At 43.0% G+C, this 16589-nt stretch carries 14 protein-coding genes; 13 read left to right on the top strand and 1 reads right to left on the bottom strand.

Annotated features, from left to right (window positions below):
• The first annotated feature begins 633 nt into the window (after positions 1-633).
• From PZB74_RS11375 to PZB74_RS11435, 13 genes are all read left to right on the top strand, one after another.
• Positions 634-1185, top strand: coding sequence for an RNA polymerase sigma factor (locus PZB74_RS11375; RefSeq protein WP_302236027.1), 552 nt, complete (start codon positions 634-636; stop codon positions 1183-1185).
• Positions 1182-2393 carry a porin family protein gene (locus PZB74_RS11380; protein WP_302236029.1) on the top strand — a complete coding sequence of 404 codons (1212 nt, stop codon included), beginning with the start codon at positions 1182-1184 and terminating at the stop codon, positions 2391-2393. Before PZB74_RS11375 ends, PZB74_RS11380 begins: the two co-directional genes overlap by 4 nt.
• Before the next feature lie 129 nt (positions 2394-2522).
• Positions 2523-3314: a SprB repeat-containing protein gene (locus tag PZB74_RS11385; protein ID WP_302236032.1), complete on the top strand. Its 792-nt coding sequence runs from the start codon at positions 2523-2525 to the stop codon at positions 3312-3314.
• 34 nt (positions 3315-3348) lie between these two features.
• Positions 3349-3690, top strand: a complete 342-nt coding sequence (locus tag PZB74_RS11390; RefSeq protein ID WP_302236034.1) for a hypothetical protein — start codon at positions 3349-3351, stop codon at positions 3688-3690.
• Positions 3691-3693: 3 nt separating this feature from the next.
• Positions 3694-4236 (top strand): YceI family protein, encoded by a 543-nt coding sequence (locus tag PZB74_RS11395; protein ID WP_302236036.1) that lies wholly within the window; start codon positions 3694-3696, stop codon positions 4234-4236.
• Positions 4226-5104 carry a DUF5777 family beta-barrel protein gene (locus tag PZB74_RS11400; RefSeq protein ID WP_302236038.1) on the top strand — a complete coding sequence of 293 codons (879 nt, stop codon included), beginning with the start codon at positions 4226-4228 and terminating at the stop codon, positions 5102-5104. The genes PZB74_RS11395 and PZB74_RS11400 overlap by 11 nt, the downstream gene beginning before the upstream one ends.
• 96 nt (positions 5105-5200) lie before the next feature.
• Positions 5201-5755 (top strand): RNA polymerase sigma-70 factor, encoded by a 555-nt coding sequence (locus PZB74_RS11405; protein ID WP_302236040.1) that lies wholly within the window; start codon positions 5201-5203, stop codon positions 5753-5755.
• A 70-nt stretch (positions 5756-5825) separates the two neighbouring features.
• Positions 5826-6806 (top strand): FecR family protein, encoded by a 981-nt coding sequence (locus PZB74_RS11410; protein ID WP_302236043.1) that lies wholly within the window; start codon positions 5826-5828, stop codon positions 6804-6806.
• 17 nt (positions 6807-6823) lie between these two features.
• Positions 6824-10375: a SusC/RagA family TonB-linked outer membrane protein gene (locus PZB74_RS11415; protein ID WP_302236045.1), complete on the top strand. Its 3552-nt coding sequence runs from the start codon at positions 6824-6826 to the stop codon at positions 10373-10375.
• A gap of 33 nt (positions 10376-10408) precedes the next feature.
• Entirely contained in the window at positions 10409-12151 is a 1743-nt protein-coding gene (locus tag PZB74_RS11420) for a RagB/SusD family nutrient uptake outer membrane protein (protein ID WP_302236046.1), read from the top strand.
• A gap of 58 nt (positions 12152-12209) precedes the next feature.
• Positions 12210-13043: an endonuclease/exonuclease/phosphatase family protein gene (locus PZB74_RS11425; protein WP_302236047.1), complete on the top strand. Its 834-nt coding sequence runs from the start codon at positions 12210-12212 to the stop codon at positions 13041-13043.
• Positions 13044-13156: 113 nt separating this feature from the next.
• Positions 13157-14638, top strand: coding sequence for an aminopeptidase P N-terminal domain-containing protein (locus PZB74_RS11430; RefSeq protein ID WP_302236049.1), 1482 nt, complete (start codon positions 13157-13159; stop codon positions 14636-14638).
• 162 nt (positions 14639-14800) lie between these two features.
• Positions 14801-15226 carry a nuclear transport factor 2 family protein gene (locus PZB74_RS11435; RefSeq protein WP_302236051.1) on the top strand — a complete coding sequence of 142 codons (426 nt, stop codon included), beginning with the start codon at positions 14801-14803 and terminating at the stop codon, positions 15224-15226.
• A gap of 113 nt (positions 15227-15339) precedes the next feature.
• Here PZB74_RS11435 and PZB74_RS11440 read toward each other — a convergent pair whose 3' ends face one another.
• Positions 15340-15732, bottom strand: coding sequence for a hypothetical protein (locus PZB74_RS11440; protein ID WP_302236054.1), 393 nt, complete (start codon positions 15730-15732; stop codon positions 15340-15342).
• Between the last annotated feature and the right edge of the window lie 857 nt (positions 15733-16589).

Raw genomic sequence — 16589 nt, forward strand, 5'->3', positions numbered from 1 at the left:
ATCGTATTATTTTATTTGGGGAATGAGCAAGCGTTGTTTCTGCATTCAGACAATTATAGACGGGTAGGTTATGGCTGCAACTAACTAGCCTGCAACACTCGCGATAAACAATCCCTTTTCTATCTACTGTATACATAATATACTCAATATTGATGAAACATGCCTGCATCAATCAGTTGGCGTAGCTGCTTGACAAAAAACAATCCGGAAGTTGCCAACCATTCTTCTACTACAATACACCTTTTAGAGAAGCGGCTATCGTCAGTTTAAAAAGCTAGGCTGGCTGTAAAAGAAAAATTATTCTACCGAAAAGGTGAGAGTTTTCATGTAAAACCCTGCTTAAAATGCATGTTTTGCCTGTATTTAAGCGTATTTCAAAAGCATATTAAATTTTATAAAAAAAATTCTACTAATAGGTTACATCTCACTTATCCATGTCTACTAATAGATAAATAAGACGAAAAGTTAACATTCTCATAGTTAGTTAAAATTCGTAGGTAGAGCTAGATTGCTGAAGCAGATAGCTGGTTTGCATGTTGCGAGCCAGCTATTTTTATTTTATGCACTTTTTTTCTGTACCTTAAGCAACCCCTCCCAAAACTCTACTGTATAGACCCAAAACAAAGCCTAGACGTGAGTGATGGTACGCTACAAAAATTAATTTCCGGCTGCCTAAAGGGCAAAAGAAAAAGTCAGGAGAAACTTTACCAAAGGTATTATGCCTACGGTATGAGCGTGTGCCTGCGTTACACTCAAAATGAAGATGAGGCGATAGAAGTGTTCAATGACAGTTTCATGAAGGTGTTTGGTAAACTGGATACTTATGATGTAGAAAAATCTTTTCAGTCGTGGTTTAGAAGAATCCTGATAAACACGGCAATCAACTACTACCATAAGCACGAAAAACATAGGCAGCACCATTCACTTAACAATGAATTGCCACTGAAAGAAGAAGATAATGCAATCAGTCAGCTCTCTTATCAGGAGCTCATAGCTTTGATACAACGGCTCTCGCCGGTATACCGAACCGTCTTCAATTTATTTGTGATAGATGGTTTTAGCCACGAAGAAATAGCAGAAGCTCTGCAAATATCTGTAGGTGCTTCAAAGTCTAACTTATCGCGGGCCAGGGCCAACTTACGGGTAATGTTGTACCACCAAAACAAAGTAGCATGCAAGGTATGAGCGACCATGAATTTGATGCTTTGTTTAAACAGGCTGCCCAAAAGCTGGAAGTGCCTTACAATCCTAAGGGTTGGAAACGTATGCAGCAAAAGCTTGGAGCCAGCCAGCTGACAATATGGGGGCAGTATAAAAAACGTTTGCTGGCCTTCTCCATACTAATGGTACTACTTAGCATAGGGCGGTGGATAGATCAACATCAGCGAGTTGAAGATATGGTGTTAGTGGAGCTAAACCCGCAGGCTCCCCAACGAGTCTTTGACCAATTGCCTGCTAAACCGCCGATAAAAAGTAAGGCAGCGGAAAACACAAAAAGCACTAATGGCAAAGAGGATCAAAGAGATATACAGGCTTTAGAAAATACTGAATCTATTAATGCTCTGCGACATAAGTTAAGATCTGCTGTTAAAGTGCAAAGCACGGAAGCGAGAGGCACTGAAGAAGCAAACAACAGCCGAAGCCTGATGCTAAATACGCATTCTGCTCCTAGTACTCTGCTTTTACTAGAGCCGTACGCAATAAGAGAAGAGCAATGGGTAATACGATACCCTGAAGTGACAGCTCTGGTAGAAGCGGAGCAGAGGGTACGGCCCCCGGAGTTGATGGATTCTATTAAGGCGGTAAAAGCAGGGCGCTGGGGGCTAAGCTTCGGACTTTCTCCAGATTTGAGTGGAGTAGGCTTAAAGAACATTCATCGTATAAGTACCAAAGTAAGAGGGCAGCTGGAGTTTTTTATACTGCCTGCCCTGAGCCTGAACAGTGGAGTTATATTCTCCAACAAAATATACAATGCCTCAGCAGAAGATTATAGCCAGAAATATACAAACAGCTATAAACCTGAAAATATTAATGGAGAATGTCAGGTGCTGGATATTCCCATCAATCTGCGTTGGTATGCTTTAGCAAATACACAGAGCCGCTGGTTTATAAGTGGAGGCCTATCGTCTTACCTCATGCTCAGCGAGGATTATGAGTATGTGTATTACAACAAAGGACAACATTATAGCAGAGACTATAGCTACAAAAACGAAAACAGACATCCTTTTAAAGTAGCAAACTTCTCTTTAGGGTATGAAAAATCATTGGGTAAACACTGGGCGATACAGGCAGAGCCTTTTGTAAAAGTGCCGCTGGCCGGAGTAGGTGAAGGAAAGATTAAACTGGCTACTATGGGAACGTTCTTCTCCCTGCATTACCGCTGGGGACGATAAATATACTAAAAGTACCACCTATAAGTGGATCTAGGCTATGGATAGTCCGGGGCATTTGCTCCGGAATATCTTGAGCCCGGAAACAGAAGCGCTATGTCTTTTTTTTAATGTCCGCTAACAATAATACTAATGAAAGTACTACACTACCCTTTGTTTCTATGTTTTAGCTTGCTATTACTGGCCTGTGAGGAAGATAGCGAGCGTATGGATTGTCAGGGAGATTTTACTATCCGCGCTGATGAAATAAATCCGGCAAGCTGCGAGGCAGCAAATGGGAGCATAAAAATAGAACCCAGCAATGCTGATGGCAATGTGAGCTATCGTCTGGATAAAGGTACTAGCCAGAATGATAATACTTTTACGAATCTTGCACCCGGTACTTATCTGCTGGAAGCGGAAGATGCCGCAGGCTGTACGGCAAGTATCAGTGTTACTATTGACCATACAGAAGAAGACTTAATAACAGAAGTTATTACCACCAGCTCTGCCTGTGGGGAGTCTGTAGGTAGCATTACAGTCAACACGAGTGGTGGAAGCGCTCCTTATACCTATAGCCTTGAGGGAGAAAATTTTCAGTCAGACAACACATTTGCTGAGCTACAAGCGGGCACCTATACGCTAAACGTTCAGGATGCTAATGGTTGTACTACAGAGGCTAGCGCGCATATAGAAAGTGGAATATCATTTAGCGCCCGCATTGGCGATATCATCAGTACTAACTGTGCCGTGAGTGGCTGCCATGTGGCGGGTACAGGCAGAGTTAACTTTAGTGTGAAAGAAAACATTATAGACAATGCATCAGGTGTCAGGAGCCGCACGGGGGGTAGGTCGATGCCACCAGCCAACTCGGGTCGCTCACTTACTGACGAACAGATACAGGCTATTGCTTGCTGGGTAAATGATGGAGCCCCTGATAATTGACACTTTTTAATCTTAAACCAAACTAAACATACCTATGAAAACAATACTTGCCACAAGTCTGCTTATCATCATTATTTCTTCCTGTGCCAGCGACAATGAAGAAGATCTGTTTGAAGGTGCCGAATGTAATGATGAACTCTCATTAACGGATGATATTAGTCCCATAATTAATACAAATTGTGCTCTGGCTAACTGCCATGCCGCTGCTCAGTCGCCTAATCTGAGCACCAAAGCTGGTATTATCAGTAATGCTGCGCGTATCAGGGCTGTAACTCAAAATGGCAGTATGCCGCCTTCATCCTCTGGAAAAAGCCTGAGCGAAGCGCAGGTAAAGCAGATCGCCTGCTGGGTAGACAATGGAGCACAAAACAATTAAGCTATGACAAAATATTTGATTTTTACATGGCTATTGCTCTGCGGTACCTCTGTGGTACAGGCACAAAAGTACAGGCTTTCTGATAGTGAAGTGTCTTTTTATTCTGACGCACCGCTGGAAGATATAGAAGCATACAATGCGGAAGCTAAAAGTATATTTGATGCAGAAACCGGAGAGATTGCTTTTGTTGTACCCATCAAAAAGTTTGAGTTCAAAAAAGCTTTGATGCAGGAGCATTTTAACGAAAACTACCTGGAGTCAGACCAGTACCCCAATGCAAAGTTTGAAGGGAAGCTAAAAAACTTTAACTCGGACAAAACTGTGCAGGAAGTGGTAGCCAGCGGTAAGCTGAGTATTCATGGAGTAACGCGGCAGATAGAAGTGCCAGGCACAGTCAGGCAGCATCCTTCTGGTTTTGAGATGAAAGCTACCTTTCCCGTCAAAGTAGCTGACTATGATATTAAAATTCCCAAAATGGTTTTTTACAATATTGCTGAAGAAGTAGAGGTACGTGTCAACTTTCAATACCAGCCTTATGATCCATAAAACTATCTTTTTTCTGACATTGATACTGCTCTGTAGCTTAGTCGTCTCTGCTCAGAGCCTGCTAGAAGAACTGGAGCAAGAGCCTGATACGCTTAGCATAACGGAGCAAGCTACTTTTAAAGGTACACGCCTGATCAATGGGCACTCTGTAGAGACAGATGGCGAAGGAGTGCTTAGCTTTCTAATTTCGCATCGCTTCGGCAGGCTTAATGAAGGGGCTTATGAGTTTTTTGGTTTAGATGACTCTAACATCAGGCTGGGCTTAGAGTATGGCCTAACGGACCGACTGAATGTTGGCATAGGTAGAAGCTCTTTTGAGAAAGTAATAGATGCTTTTATTAAATACCAGCTGATCCGACAGCAGAGCGGAGGCAAAGTCGTACCTCTGAGCCTTACCGTATTTAGTAGCATGGCAATCAATACATTGCGTAGCCAGCTTCCCGAAAGAGAGCTTAACTTCAGGTATAGAGTGGATTATACTTATCAGTTATTGCTGGCCAGGAAATTTAGCTCTCGTCTTTCTTTACAGTTAATGCCAACCTGGCTACATCGTAATCTGGTTGCTAAGGCAGATATGGAGAACGACTTGTACGTATTAGGAATGGGAGGTCGCTATAAACTTAGCAAGCGGGTAGCACTCAACCTGGAATACTACTATCGCCTCAATGCAGAGGCAGAAGAAGACTTTTATTATAATCCTATTGCCATTGGATTTGATATAGAAACCGGAGGGCATGTTTTTCAACTACAGCTTACTAATGCCCGGGCTATGATAGAAGAAGGCTTTCTGAGCGAAACCAGCGGAGACTTTTTTTCTGGCGATATCCACTTCGGGTTTAATATTTCCAGAGTCTTTCAGCTAAAATAATAGCTGGTAACTACATCTAATCATAACAATATCATAATCTGAAGGCCTTCCTAATCTACCATGGTCTACTGAACTTTGCTGTTAAATAGATAAGATATGAGCGATCTTCTTATTTGGCAGCAGGTACAGGCAGACTCTGAGGTGGCCTTCGGAGAGTTGTTTAACCGACAATGGCAGCGTTGTTTTGCTATGGCATATAGCATGTTGCAAGACCAGAAACTTGCCGAAGATATTGTTCAGGAAATATTTATTGACCTGTGGGCCCGAAGAAAAAAGCTACAGCTGGACAAGCCGGAAGCTTACCTCACCCGTATGGTAAAAAACCGGGTGTTTACGAGCATGTCTCGTACAAATATACCCGAAAGAAATATAGAAATACTGGAAGGTCTACTTCAGCAATCTTCCCCTGAAGACCAGTATATTTTAAATGAGCTCAGAGCGAAAATACGCGAAGCAGAAGAAGAACTCCCGCCCCGTTGCCGTCAGGTGTACCAACTCAGAAAAGACGATGGGCTTAGCGCCGCAGAAATAGCTGAGCAGTTGGGCATGTCTATACGCACAGTAGAAAACCACTTGTATCAGGCAACAAGAATTCTCAAAAACAAGATCAACCCTATTACCATATTGTTAATAATTAAGCATTTCATTTAATATATCCATAATCGCTTTGCACTAAGTAGTAAACGCTCTCTATGAGACATAGGGGTGTAAAGCGATAATAATGGATCAACAAAAATTCTGGAAGAGCATATTAGCTCGTTATGTAAGAGGAGAGGCCGGGCCCGCAGAACAAAAACTGCTAGATCGCTACTTTGCCGATGCAAGTAGTCAAGAGGATGCGGTATGGGAGGAGTTGGAAGAAGCTCCCGAAACAATACGGCAGAGGCTATTGGCAGAAGTGCAGCAAGGCATCAGACCTCCGAAAAAAACATCCTACATATTATGGAACCTGGCCAAAGGCATAGCCGCATCGCTAATGCTCATTACCGGTCTGGCATATTTTGTCCTGAACGATAAGGGTATTTCCCTATCGTCTCTTTTTGCCAGCGAAGAAGTTTGGCAGGAGTACGCTACCCAAAGCGGTGAGCAGAAGCAAATCAATCTTCCTGACGGTTCGGTAGTGCACCTAAACCATCAAAGTAGCCTTCGTTTTTCACAGACCAGCTTTGGCAGGCAGCAAAGAAAGGTAAAGCTACTTGGCGAAGCTTTTTTTGAAGTGCAGAAAGATAGCCTGCGCCCCTTTATTGTAGAAACCGAGAAGCTGAGCACAAGAGTGCTGGGTACTTCTTTTAATGTTCATACTGTGGATGGGCACTATGCCGTAGCTGTAGCTAGCGGAGCTGTAGAAGTACAGGCGAAAGTAAAAGGAGAAACACAAAAGCTACAGCTCATGCCTGGCCAGCAAGCCTCGCTTGACAGCCTTCAGACACAGCTCATTTTTGAAGAGCAGGTAACAGAAGAAACCTTTCTCTGGCGAAAGGGAATATTAGCTTTTCATGCAGACCCTATGCACAAGGTGGTGGCAGAGCTGGAAAGAGCTTTTGGTCGTGCCATAGACTGTGAGCCAGACCTGCTCCACCGGGCTATCACAGCGCGCTACTCACAAAAAACGCTGGACTACATACTGGAAGACTTATGCTTCCTGCTTGGAGCTGCTTATGAAGAAAACCAAAATCAGATACGCATAACCACACTACAGTAACTTTTAACCTTTTTACTATGAAACCAAAATTACCAACGAAGAAAAGTGCCGCGCGCTATGGGTGCTTCTTCCTTTGGCTTGTCTTGTTTAATCTGTGCTATCCCCAGCTTACTGTGGCTCATGGCAAGCAGGACCCTTCTGTCATCAGCCTTTCGGTGCAGAGTGCCCGGCTGGTGCAGGTCTTTAAAGAAATAGAAGACCGTTACAACTACCAGTTCGCCTACACCGATGAAGTAGCAGAGCTACAGCATACCATCAGTATTTATAGCAAAGGCGCCACTATTGAAGAAGTACTTGAAGACCTGGCTACTCAGGCTCCCATCCGTTTTAGAGTTAGAGATCAGAGAGTTTCTGTGAGCATAGATGAACATTTGCGTCAGCAATTGAAGCCTCAAAAGAGAATAGAAGGTAAGGTCAACGATGAAGAAGGTCAGCCTATCCCCGGGGTATCCGTTCTTATCAAAAGTACTTCTACCGGTACCATCAGTGATATTGATGGTAACTTCAGCCTCAATGTAGCCGATGATCTTGTGGAGCCGGTACTGATATTCTCTTTCGTAGGATATCAGACACAGGAAGTAAACCTAAATGGCCGCAGCAACCTTACCGTTACACTTTACGAAGATGTGCAGAGCCTCAATGAGGTAGTGGTAGTAGGCTATGGTACTCAGAAGAAAGCTAACCTGACCGGAGCTGTTTCTCAGATAGAAGCTAGAGAGCTGGCAAAGCGCCCCAATGTTAACCTTACACAAAGTTTGCAGGGAGTAATTCCCGGGCTAAATATTAATCGTAGCAATGGAAATCCAGGGTCAGAACCTCAGATCAATGTGCGAGGCTATACCTCCATCAATGGTGGTGGCCCTTTAGTATTAGTAGATGGGGTAGAGGGTGATGTAAGTAAGCTTAACCCTGCCGATGTAGAGTCAGTGACTGTACTTAAAGATGCCGCTGCCGCTGCTATTTATGGTGCCAGAGGTGCATTTGGAGTCATACTTATTACTACCAAAAATGCAGAGGCTGGCCGTACCCGTGTCAGCTATACCAACAATTTTGCCTGGGGTACTACTACCACTAATACAGACTTTGTTACCGACCCCTATTTGGCAGCCAAACTGGTAGACGAATCCTTTCAGGTAAGGCTGGGACGTAACTATACCGGCTATACAGAAGCAGATTACGAAGAACTAAAGAAAAGGTCAGAAGACCCCTCTCTGCCAGATGTGGTTATAGAAAACCGTAATGGTAGAGATCAGTACATCTACTATGGTAATACCGACTGGTGGAATACCATGTTTCGTAAATGGCAGCCTTCTCAAAACCACAATGTTACACTTACCGGAGGTACCGAAAAGCTTAGCGTTTTGCTCTCAGGCCGTTTCTACAAAAATACCGGTATCCTCAAAGTACAGGATGATACCTATGAGTCGTATAACGGGCGTGCCAAGCTGGATCTGAAAGTGAACGACTGGCTTAGCATCTCTGAAAATATACAGGTAAATACCAGCGACCAGCTATCGCACGGCGGTAGCCAGTACGGATGGGGCGAACCCTGGGGTAGCCTGATCTGGGTGCATGCCCTGCCTTCTTATGTTCCTCAAAACCCTGACGGAACAGCGAGCTGGCGTACCGAGCTGAACAACTACACCATCGGAGATGGTATTTACGCCTCTTTGCTATATGGTAAGTCAAAAGAAACTATTGACCAGCGCCAGCTGGTCAACACCATAGGGGCTACCCTTACCCCCGTGCCGGTAGAAGGGTTAAGCGTAAACTTTAATTTCACCAACAAGTGGGACTTCTATGATGAGATGGAAAGAAGCGTGAGAAGCCCCTGGTCGGTCTATCCCGGGCAGATAGACTATCTGGGTAGTGATCAGCTCAGAGAAGTAAACGGTAAAGGCGACTATACAGCTCTTAATATCTTTGCCAACTACGAGCAAAGTATTGGTCGTCATCATTTTAAAGAAATGATAGGCTTTAACCGTGAGCAAAAAAGCTACGAAACCGTAGACACCCGCAAGAAAAATAGTATATCGGATGACCTGAATGCTTTAGATCTGGGTAGCAGCGACCCTGAAGCCTATGGAAATGCCTGGGAGTGGGCTTCGCATGGTTACTTTTTCAGACTTAACTATGACTACGACAACCGTTACCTGCTGGAAGTAAATGGTAGGTATGATGGTTCTTCTCGTTTTCCTTCAGACTACCGCTGGGGATTCTTTCCTTCAGTATCTGCGGGCTGGTCTATCAGTAACGAAAGCTTCTTTGATGGCCTGCACGACTATGTAAATGACCTGAAAATCAGGGCTTCTTACGGTTCTCTAGGAAACCAGTTAGTAGACTACTACGCATACGTGCCTACGCTGGCTAAAAATACTGCTGGCACTTACGCTATAGATGGCAACAAGCTGGAGTATATGAACCCTCCCAAACTTAACCCGGTAGACATCAGCTGGGAAGAAGTTAATACAATCAACCTGGGGTTGGATGTTTCTGTGCTAAAAAACAGCCTTACTGCTAATGTGGACTTTTTCCAGAGAAATACACTGGGCATGCTCACACCTGGTAAAACACTGCCAGCAGTATTAGGTACCGGATCACCTGAAGAAAACGCAGCTGACCTACAGACCCGAGGTTTTGAAGTAAGCCTGACCTACCAGGAAAGCCTGACCCTGGCTGGTAAACCTCTTAACCTGGTGGTGAATGGTACAGTATCTAACCAGATTACAGAAATTACCAAGTTTGATAACCCAAACAACTACCTGGGAGACTACTACGTAGGACAGACGATAGGTGAAATTTGGGGTTATCACGTTCCCGGCCTGTTTGCTACCGATGAGGAGGCTCAAAACCATGTAGATCAGACCAGGGTAAACGCGAATATCAACGCTTCTCCGGGAGAGTACGGTAAAGTAATGGCCGGTGATATGAAGTTTGCAGACCTGGACGGAAATGGTGAGATTAGCGAAGGTGACAATACACTGGAAAACCCCGGCGACCGCCGTATTATTGGTAATTCTGCGCCTCAGTTTCCTTACAGCTTTGGCATCAGAGCAGACTGGAACAACATAGATTTTTCAGCTTTCTTTCAGGGAATAGGCAAGCAGGATTGGTACCCCAACACTGACTCCCGCCTATACTGGGCAATGTACAACCGGCCTTACAACTCATTTATCCGTAAGGATCTGGTAGAAGAAATCTGGAGCGAGGAAAATCCTGATGGTTACTACCCACGCCTCAGAGGGTACGCCTCATTAGGTAACAATCGTGAGCTGGGGGCGGTAAATGATCGTTATTTACAAAGTGTAGCCTATATACGCCTTAAGAATCTGAGCATTGGCTATACCCTGCCTAAGCAGTGGATAGAAAGCATAAACCTGGAAAATGTGAGGTTCTACTTCAGTGGCGAAAATCTGCTTACTTTCAGCAAGCTCACAGATTATGTAGATCCTGAAGCCGCTTCTGGCGATGTAAATTTTTCTAATACTAACCAGGCAGACGACCGAGGCACAGCTCAGGGGTACCCATTCAGCAAAGTGTTCTCTTTTGGAGTAAGTGTCAACTTCTAAACTAAACCATCCATGTTTCAAAAGACAAAACCTATGAAACGCAAGATATATTTTAGCCTATTCGCATTAGCGCTTTTATGGCTGGCCGGCTGTAGCGAAGACGAACTGGAGCTTACGCCGCCATCAGAAGTTACCTCAGAAAACTTTTTTCAGAAAGCCAGTGATCTGGAGCTGTATACTAACAGTTTCTACCTTATGTTTCCTGAAAAGATATACCGCGGAGATGATGAGTCAGATAATGTAATTCTGAATGCTCCATCTGACCGGGTAAGAGGTGCCAGAATTGTACCTACCGATGCTGGTAGCGCGGGCTGGACCTGGGGAGATTTAAGACAAATCAACTACTTTCTGGAAAATTACGAGCGCTGTCAGGATGAGGCTGCTAAAAAGCATTACAGCGGTGTCGCTCGCTTCTTCCGTGCTTACTTCTATTTTGATAAAGTAAAGCGCTTTGGTGATGTGCCCTGGTACTCCTCTGTAGTAGACCCTACAGATGATGCAGCTCTTAACAAGGCCCGTGATTCACGTATATTGGTCATGGACTCTGTGCTGGCAGACCTTGATTATGCAGTAGAAAATATGAATGCCAATGTAGAAGTGTACAAAGTGAGTAAATGGACAGCACTGGCACTAAAATCTCGTGTAAGCCTGTATGAAGGTACTTTCCGCAAGTATCATGGCATAGAAGGTAGCGACAAATTTTTAAATCAGGCGTGGCAGGCTGCCGAAGCGCTTATGGACGCTCAAACTTATAGCCTTTACAGTAGTGGAAGCCCGGAAACTGATTACCGTGATTTTTTTGCTGCTCATGACGCTATAGGTGATGAAGTTATTCTGGCCAGACAGTTTTTAACTGAGCATGCAATAGACCATAATGTAAACTATTATACCACTACTTCTTCTTACGGAATGCCCGGTATGCCCAAAGATCTGGTAAACAGCTACCTGATGTTAGACGGAAGTCGCTTTACCGATCAGGCAGATTATAATAAACTTTCTTTTGTAGAAGAAACCCAGAATCGTGATCCTCGTCTGGCTCAGACAGTACGTACACCTGGCTACACTCGCCTGGGAACTACCGAACCCTTACCTCCAAACCTGGGGGCTACCATCACTGGTTATCAGCTGATCAAATTTGTAACTGAGCCTAAGTACGATACATTTGACGAATCAATTACAGATATGCCGCTCTTCCGCTATGCAGAGGTCTTACTTAACTATGCAGAAGCTAAAGCAGAACTGGGTAGCCTTACACAAGAAGACCTGGATAAGTCTATCAACCTGATTAGGGCTCGGGTAGGTATGCCCAGCCTGAATCTGGATGCTGCCAATGCAGACCCTGATCCCTATCTGGCAGCTCAGTACAAAAATGTAAGTGCTGGTAGTATGCAGGGAGTTATTCTGGAGATTCGCAGAGAGCGCCGTATTGAATTGTTTATGGAAAACTTCCGTTGGGATGACCTGATGCGCTGGAAAGAAGGTCAGAAGCTAACGCAGGATTTTCGGGGAATGTATTTTGCCGGAGAGGGTTCTTACGACCTGGAAGGTGATGGCGATACTGATGTAGTCATCTATAGTGGAGATATATCGGATAAAGAAAACGGTATTTTGTACTTAAAACTGGGCGAAGATGTAGTATTGGATGAAAATGGCCTGATCAACCCTCACCCGAGTATAAACGAAAGAAAATTTGACGAAAATAAAGACTATCTTTATCCTCTGCCCAGAACAGAGATATTACTTAATGCTAACCTGGAGCAGAATCCTGGCTGGTAAAATTATTTAAGACTATTAGTAGGTGGCTATCAATCAGACACTCTAATAATTGTAGTATATGCTAAAAATTAATGTACTCGCATTAGTCTTAGAGGCCGCCCTATGGGCGGTTTCTTTTTCTTCATGCACCTCTGCTATATCTGAGCAGGCTGACTCGCGCAACCATCAGGAAGCTTTTGAGCTTAGCGTAATGTCCTATAATATTCATCATGCTAACCCTCCTTCCAGCCCCAAAGTCATTGATCTGGAAGCCATTGCCAGAGTGATAGAAGAGCAGCAGCCCCACTTGGTAGCCTTGCAGGAGGTAGATGTGCTAACTGCCCGATCGGGTAAAGTAGACCAGGCTAAAGCACTGGCGGAACGTCTGGATATGAACTACTACTTTGCGAAAGCAATCAGTTTTGAGGGAGGAGAATATGGTGTTGCTATACTATCTCGTTTTCCAATAAGCGAAACTCAGACCTACTCTTTGCCTATGCAGCCGGACAGTGGAGGCGAACCCCGGGTATTTGCCAGTGCAAAAGTAGAGCTACCCGGTAGTATCTTTATCCGTTTTGCCAATACGCACCTGGATGCGCTCAGCACCGATGAAAACCGCCTGCTGCAAATAGAGAAAATTGCTGAGATCAGTAGTAAAGATGAGCTTCCTATGATTATTGCCGGAGATTTTAATGCTCCTCCGGGTTCAGCGGTTATTAATGTTCTGGACCAGAGTTTTAGCAGAAGTTGTAACCCCTGTGCGCCAACCATTCCGGTAATTGAGCCAGAGCGAGCTATAGATTTTATAGCTTACCGGCCATCAGAAGCATTTACTGTCAAATCTCATCAAGTGCTGCCCGAAACTTATGCCTCTGATCATCTTCCGGTAGTATCCGTTTTTCGCATGCCATAAAGCTTGTACAATAATGATTTTTGGCTGAACCTGAGCACTAATATCTGTTTTATAGGGTTAAAAATACTTTACACTACTTAACTTCGTATTTTTAGTATAGAAAACCTGACCTTATGAAAAGATACAGATTGTTAGTGCTATTTTTTTTGATAGCAAATGCTATCAGTGGCTGGGCACAAACAGAAAAGCCCGATGATTTCTTGCCAATGGATTTTCATCAGGATAGAAGAGAAGCCTTGAGAGCCAAAATGCCTCCTAACTCAGTAGCGGTATTCTTTGCCAATCCTGTGCGTAACCGTTCTAATGATGTGGATTATCATTATCATCAGGATCCGAATTTCTACTATCTGACCGGGCATACCGAACCTCATGCGGTGCTTCTTATCTTCAAAGAAAAGCAGCAGGTGAATGCTGAGTCATTTGATGAGATAATTTTTGTACGTGGGCACGATGCGCTCAAAGAGCTGTATGATGGAGGGCGCTTAGGAAAAGAAGGAGCTCGTAAAACCTTAAAAATAGATGTAACCTTTGAAGGAAGTGACTTTAAAGAATACAATATTGATTTCTCAAAATTTGATAAAGTACTCTTCTACGATTTTCATAATGATGTGCGAGATACCAAAGAAGACGGTGACCTGTATGATCTTATTGCCACATTTAAGCAGAAAATCAACTATCCAGACGAAAAAGAGATGACCATAGAGGTGGAGCCTGCGGAAAACAAGCTAGATACCAAATCTTTGGACAAGATGATGAAGTCTCTGAGAGGGATCAAAACGGAAGAAGAGCTGGAACTACTACGCAAGGCGGTAAAAATTTCTGCGCTGGGCCAGGCCGAAGTGATGAAGGCTATGCACCCCGGAATGTCTGAACTGGAAGTACAGGGCATGCATGAGTTTATATACAAAAAATACCAGGCCGAGCATGAAGGGTACCCCAGTATAGTAGGAGCTGGGCATAATGGCTGTGTGCTTCATTACATAGAAAACTACAAGCCTAAAATAGAAGATGGTGAGCTGATTTTGATGGATCTGGGGGCAGAGTATCATGGCTATACAGCTGATGTAACCCGTACGCTACCCGTAAACGGTAAATTTACCAAAGAGCAAAAAATAATTTACGATCTGGTTTATGAGGCGCAGGAAGCAGCCATGGCCATATGCAAAGAAGGAACAACTTTTAAAGAACTATATGCGGCTACTGCCCGGGTAATTAATCAGGGGCTGGTAGAGCTAGGCATCTACAAAAGCCTGCAAAAAGAAGATATTATCAATCCGGCTACTGGCCGTAATCGCTACTACCCTCATGGTTGTACTCACCATATCGGACTTGACGTACATGACCTGGGAGAAAACGACACCCTTCGTGCAGGAATGGTCATTACCATAGAGCCGGGGATTTATATTCCTGAGGGCAGCCCCTGCGACCCCAAATGGTGGAATATTCCAGTGCGCATAGAAGATGATTTTCTGATCACAGAAGAGGGGTACGAGCTATTATCTGACCTGGCTCCCAGAAGAAGCGAAGAAGTAGAAGCTTTAATGGCACAACCTAGCTCTTTTGAGAATATAACCCTGCCCAGTCTGGAAGAATAAAAGAACTCTAAGCAGAACAGACTGTGAATTTTAGGGGGCGCTAAATCAGAACAAAAAAATTCCCCCAAATTGGGGTAGTATTTTTTTGCGGATAAAAGGAGGAATTTAGTCAGGAATATACTTAATTTAAGTATATTTTTACAATCTTTAAACCCTACCACTATGAGTTATTTGCAAAGAACAAAAGACCTGCATGCCATGCTAGACCAGGCGAAAGACCTGGAAGCATTAGACATTTTTTTTCATACCGATGTTAAAGTTATTGAGAAACCAAACGGTGAAGTACGCAATGGAGTAGAAGCTCAGAAGAAAGCTGTAGAAGAGTGGTTAAACATGGTTCAGGATTTCCATGCCGGAGGTACTGATAGCATTACTGCCAACGATGAAGAGGGTATTAGTATGGCTGAAACCTGGATGGAAGTTACACTTAAAGGTATGCCTGCGCCCATGAAGATGGAAGAGGTGATAGTGTATCGTTGGGAGGGAGATAAAATTAAAGAAATGAGTTTCTACTATCATAACCCTATGCAGGATGATATGCAGAATAATACTCAGCAGGCCAGCGGAGAAGCATCTACACCTGCATAAACTTAAATTACTGAGGAAGTAAAACAAAAAGGCTATGCGGAAAATCCACATAGCCTTTATTATTCATAATCTACTACTTCACTATCTCTATTACATCTCTAAATCTTTCTCTATTACATCTCTAAATCTTTAGATGCATACAACTCTCCTTCTTCAGTAAAATACAACAGAGCATTAGCATCTTCATGTGTTACCTGTAATTGGTATAGCTTTTCTGGATACTGATCACCAATGTACATCTCTACTGACTGGTCTCCCAGTTGTTGATCCAGTGCTGCACCGCTTAGTACATAGGCTTGTTTAATGCTTGCACCTTCGTAATCGCTTTCCATCAGTGCCTCATTAACTTCTTTAGGAATAGCACTATTTTCTATTTTCTTGATGCCTTCTCCTTTAATCATTTCTTTTTTGTCTTGGTCTTGCATCTTCTCTTTTGGCATGTCCTGCGCCTGTACTGTGACAAAAGATGCTATTGCTATACCGAATGTTAATATTGTCTTTTTCATAATATGTCTAATATTTTAATTCCAAAATTACACTAATACTTAAAGGAAATATAAAGCCAATAATTAAAAATATTATATAAATATCTGTTAATCAGTTATTTAAGTTTGTATTAGTTTTTTGATAATTAAAAATAGTGTGAAAAAAATGCTACAAATTTGTTGAATTGTTTTACATAATGTTAAAAAGTAGCTGCTGTAAACCCATGGTTTTACACTGCTTGCTACATAACCGCGGAATTGTAAGGAGGATACTTATCTAAAGCTTGATATAGTAAAGGGGAACCATACAAACACCTAATCTATATAGGTCTCTTTTATAGCGGTTAAAGATGCAGATACTATTGTAATGATGCTACCACTCTCTATCAAACAGGATGGGGGTACAAACTGCACTATGCAAACTGCTAACTTATATCAAAACCCTCTTCTTTAACTAAATCCCCCCTCAGGCAAAAGAGCTATTTTACTGACTGTCTTTTTTGTGTAAACATTTTATTGTTGAGCTAGATGTTGCAGATATTAGTGAAATCTTCTGTCCAGGAATTACAGTATTGATCTTAAGCTTTCTTGCTCTAACACTAAAGCTATATTTCTTGAAGCCAGATAACAGATTCCAATACTGACTCTCAAAAATTTACTGTTTTTACAAGTCTTACTTATTAGAGAAAGGCGGCTGTAAAGGCTTCTTATTAGCCATAAATCTTTTAAAATATATTTAAACCCAAAGCTGAACTTGGGAGTAGCAACTAAGGTTATCTGCTAGTAAAAGAATAAAGTAATGAAAGCGCTCTTTATTTACAGATGAGAACTCTATATTTGCGCTTTAATTGAAAAACGTTGGGTAAATAGTCCTAAAC

The organism is Porifericola rhodea, assembly GCF_030506305.1.
Taxonomy (GTDB): domain Bacteria; phylum Bacteroidota; class Bacteroidia; order Cytophagales; family Cyclobacteriaceae; genus Catalinimonas; species Catalinimonas rhodea.